Genomic DNA, 4,174 nt, shown 5'->3' with positions numbered 1-4,174 from the left:
GCGCCCGGGACGGCAGGTGCCCTGACCGCTCCTCATCCCCGGCGTGGGGCACTGACGATCGATCCGGTCGCCAGGGCGCGGGGGCGGCCATCGGACGGTGTCCCAGCGCGCCGTCCCCGTCGTCGGCGTGGTCGCGTATCTTCGCCGACGCGAGGACGAGCGAGACGGCGGCGGCCAGCCGCGTGCCCTCCCCCCGCGCGACGGGCGCGGTCCGCATCCCGCGCAGCGGGCACGGCCCCGCCGTGCGGCGGCTGTCCGGGCGCCGCGGGACCTGTGCCTCCGTCAGAACCGAGACGACCAGACCGTCGTAGTTGGTCACGACACGCGACAACTGCCCGTGGTCCGTGCGAAGTGCCAGGCAGAGCCCGCACAGATGTGCCATCCACTCGGCACGGAGTCCCTCGGTGAGCCGATGGGTACACGGTCTGATGATTCCGAACACGGCTGTCTCCCCCATGAGTCCGCCTCGCGGTGCGCCCCGCATGGTACCGACGGCCAGGTCACCCGTACGCCCGAATGATCACCCATCCGGTCTGAAATTCATATTTCGTGCTGATTCATCCGCCGCGACGGGGAAGAACGCTGACGAACCGCCATATCCTGTGTGCCAGTAACGTCACGAATCATCTGCACGGCGGCTATCCCCTTGGCGTGGAATCCGCATGATGGACGACCATAGAGGGGATGCGGAACCACAAGTGACCGCGGTGAAAGGAGGCGTCCATGGGATCGGTGCGCAAGGCGAGCGCCTGGCTGGGCCTCGTCGAGGACAATGACGAGCGGTACTACGACGACGAGTACTCCGAGGGTGTCGAGACCGGGAGCGGCGACGCCTGGAAGACCGACCTCCGCCTCCAGGGCTCCCCGGAGGCCGCCGAGGGCCACGACCGCAGAATCGCCACCGTGTCCCCCGACAGCTTCCGCGACGCGCGGGGCATCGGCGAGCTGTTCCGCGACGGCATCCCGGTCATCGTCAACCTGACGGCGATGGACCCCTCCGACGCCAAGCGCGTGGTGGACTTCGCCGCGGGTCTGATCTTCGGCCTGCGCGGATCGATCGACCGCGTCGCCAACCGCGTCTTCCTGCTGACCCCCGCCCACACCGAGATCGTCTCCGGCGACGGCAACGGCCGCGGCCAGGACGGCTTCTTCAACCAGAGCTGAGCCGGCCGCCCACGGCGGCGGCGGGGCACGCCCCCACCGCACCGCCGGACGGGCGGGGGCCGGAGCCGTCCGCGCGCACCGCGCGAGAGGCGCCGGCCGGCTCAGCGGAAGGCGTCGAGGCCCGTCAGCGCCTTGCCCAGCACGAGCTGGTGCATCTCGACCGTTCCCTCGTAGGTGAGCACGGACTCCAGGTTCGTGGCGTGGCGCATGACCGGGTACTCCAGCGAGATCCCGTTCGCCCCGAGGACGGTCCGCGCGGTGCGGCAGATCTCGATCGCCTCGCGCACGTTGTTCAGCTTCCCGAAGCTGACCTGCTCGGGCCGGAGCGTCCCGGCGTCCATCCGCCGCCCGAGGTGGTGCGCGAGCAGGATGCCCTTGTGCAGTTCGACTGCCATGTCGGCGAGCTTGGCCTGGGTGAGCTGGAAGCCCCCGATGGGCCGGCCGAACTGCTCGCGTTCGCGGCTGTAGTCGAGCGCCGCCTCGAAGCAGGCCCGCGCGGCGCCCATGGCGCCCCACACGATCCCGTACCGCGCCTGGTTCAGGCAGCTGAGCGGACCGCCGAGGCCCCGGGCCTGCGGAAGCACGGCGTCGGCCGGCAACCGCACGCCGTCGAGGACCAGTTCGCTGGTGACGGAGGCGCGCAGCGACCACTTGTGCTTGATCTCCGGCGCGGAGAAGCCCGGGGTGCCCGCCGGCACCAGAAAGCCCCGCACCCCGTCCTCGGTGGCCGCCCAGACGACCGCGACCCCGGCCACGCTGCCGTTGGTGATCCACATCTTCCGCCCGTCGAGGACCCAGTCACCGCCGTCGCGCCGGGCGCGGGTGCGCATCCCGGCCGGGTCGGAGCCGTGGTCGGGCTCCGTCAGCCCGAAGCAGCCGATCGTCTCGCCCGACGCCATCGGCGGCAGCCAGCGCTGCTTCTGCTCCTCGGAGCCGAAGCGGTGGATCGCGTACATGGCGAGCGAGCCCTGCACGGAGACGAGGGAGCGGATGCCCGAGTCGGCGGCCTCGAACTCCAGGCAGGCCAGCCCGTACTGCACGGCGCTCGCGCCGGCGCAGCCGTAGCCCTCCAGGTGCATGCCGAGGGCGCCGAGCCCGCCGAGCTCGCGGGCCAGTTCGCGCACGGAGGGCAGCTCGCCGCGCTCGTACCAGTCGGCGATCTCGGGCAGGACCCGGTCCGCCGACCAGGCCCGGACGGTGTCGCGGACCGCCAGGTCCTCCGGTGCGAGCAGGTCGTCGAGGCCGAGGGGGTCGCCCGGGTCGAAGGGCGGGCGCTTCGCGGCGGACGGCTGGGACATGGGGTACCTCCGGCGGCCCTGAAAACTAGCACTGGTAGTTACGGCGGGCCCGACGTTACGGGCCCGGGCGCACCGGCGTCCAGATCGACATCCGTTCACCCGCGCCCCGCGCGCCCCACCCGCCCCGTTCACCCTCCGGTGCGCCGGACCGCGCGAGCGGACGGGAAATTCCGTGCGACGCCCCGGTGAACGAATTTCTCTCGGAGTGTGTATTACGCACTGCGCGGCACGCCGAATAAATAAGAACAAGATCACTCGGATTTCGGGAACCGCTCGCGATAAACCGTGATCTGAGACATACTCCACATCACATCGTCATCACAAAGAGACCGGAACGACCTGCCCGCTCACTCACTCGCTGTAACGTCGATTGGGTGCGTACCGACATCTTTGCCCGCCTCGACCGGGAGCCGGAGCCGCCGAAGATAGAGCCGCCGCGGATGAGCTCCACCCGCGCGGCCCTCTTCGGCGGGACGTTGGCGCTGTACGTCGTCATCGTGGCGGCCGTGCTGACCAACTCCTGGCTGGTGGCGCTGGACTGGAAGACCATGCTCTTCCGGCCCTACCAGCAGTGGCCAGGGCTGCACGCGTTCCTCGACTACTTCGTGGTCCTGGGGCAGCGCGGGCCGACCGCGGTCATGATCGCGGCCTGGCTCGGCTGGCGGTCCTGGCGGCAGCACACGCTGCGGCCGCTGCTGGTCCTGGGCGCCTCGCTGCTGCTGCTCAACCTGACGGTCGGGGCGGTGAAGCTGGGGCTCGGCAGGCAGGGCCCGCACTACGCGACACAGATCGGGTCGCCCGAACTCTTCTCCGGCGGGGACATATTTCCCTCGGGCCACACCGCCAACGCGGTCGTGACCTGGGGCATCCTCGCCTATCTCGCCACCACCCCGCGGACGCGCCGCTACCTCTCGCTCGGCTCCGCCGCCCTCTCCCTGGGAGTCGGCGCGACCACGGTCTACCTCGGGACGCACTGGCTCAGCGACGTCGTGCTCGGCTGGGCCGCCGGCCTGCTGATCCTGCTGGCCCTGCCGTGGTTCGAGCCGATGATCGGCCGCGTGGAGCTGGCCGTCTTCGGCGTCCGGGACCGCTGGCGCGCCTACCGCAGGGCGGCGCGCCGGCCCGTCACGTCCGGCGAGGTCCACGCGCCCCAGCCGTCGAGGCGCCCCGTCGGCGGCGACGAGGACCAGCCCCGGACGGGTGTCGGCTCGGCCCGACGGGGGCCCCTCGGCGCGTCCGGCCCCGGCCCCGGCCGGGCGCCGGGCGCGAGCGCCGCGGGACCGCTCTCGCCGTCCCGCGCGCACCATCCGACGCGGCCCGACCACTCCCCGATCAGCCCCTCGGGGACCCGCAGGCCCCCGCAGTCCCGGCAGGTCACGGGCGGCTGACCCCGGGCAGGGCCCCGGTGGGAGCCCGGGCCGGGAACACGGCGCGGACACACGGCGCGTGGAGCGGAGCGATCCGCGTCACGCGCCGTTTCGCGTGCCGGGCCGCCCGAGGTGCCGGGCCGTATCGGTTGCCGGGCCGTATCGGGCGCGGGCCGCTTCGGTTGCCCGGCCAATCGGGTGCGGGCCGCATCGGGTGCCCGGCCGCCGCCCTGCTCGCCGGGGGACGCCCTGGACCGGGGCGCGCGAGCGCACGGCGGACCGGGTCCGTCCCGGCCGGCCCCGAGGGGGCGCGGAGAGCCTGGGAGGGGCTTTCGGGCCCCGGCC

General features: G+C 72.5%; 4 protein-coding genes. 2 read left to right on the top strand and 2 right to left on the bottom strand.

Annotation, left to right across the window (positions count from 1 at the left end; translation table 11 throughout):
• Positions 1-457, bottom strand: a 457-nt coding sequence (locus L1885_RS24690) for a DUF5685 family protein (RefSeq protein ID WP_235799382.1), incomplete at its 3' end; no start/stop codon positions are given.
• A gap of 266 nt (positions 458-723) precedes the next feature.
• On the opposite strand from L1885_RS24690, the gene L1885_RS24685 reads away from it, so the two are divergent.
• Complete coding sequence (locus tag L1885_RS24685) at positions 724-1,164, top strand: cell division protein SepF (RefSeq protein WP_235799381.1); 441 nt, start codon at positions 724-726, stop codon at positions 1,162-1,164.
• Positions 1,165-1,265: 101 nt separating this feature from the next.
• Here L1885_RS24685 and L1885_RS24680 read toward each other — a convergent pair whose 3' ends face one another.
• Positions 1,266-2,462, bottom strand: a complete 1,197-nt coding sequence (locus L1885_RS24680; RefSeq protein WP_235799380.1) for an acyl-CoA dehydrogenase family protein — start codon at positions 2,460-2,462, stop codon at positions 1,266-1,268.
• Between the two features lie 374 nt (positions 2,463-2,836).
• Between L1885_RS24680 and L1885_RS24675 the strand changes: the two genes are divergently transcribed.
• Positions 2,837-3,850 (top strand): phosphatase PAP2 family protein, encoded by a 1,014-nt coding sequence (locus tag L1885_RS24675; protein ID WP_235799379.1) that lies wholly within the window; start codon positions 2,837-2,839, stop codon positions 3,848-3,850.
• The last annotated feature ends 324 nt before the right edge of the window (positions 3,851-4,174 follow it).

Origin of the sequence: Streptomyces fuscigenes (assembly GCF_021556455.1) — a bacterium.
Classification (GTDB): domain Bacteria; phylum Actinomycetota; class Actinomycetes; order Streptomycetales; family Streptomycetaceae; genus Streptomyces; species Streptomyces fuscigenes.
The sequence above is the reverse complement of the archived record's forward strand: the minus strand, read 5'-3'. Positions and strand labels throughout refer to the sequence as shown.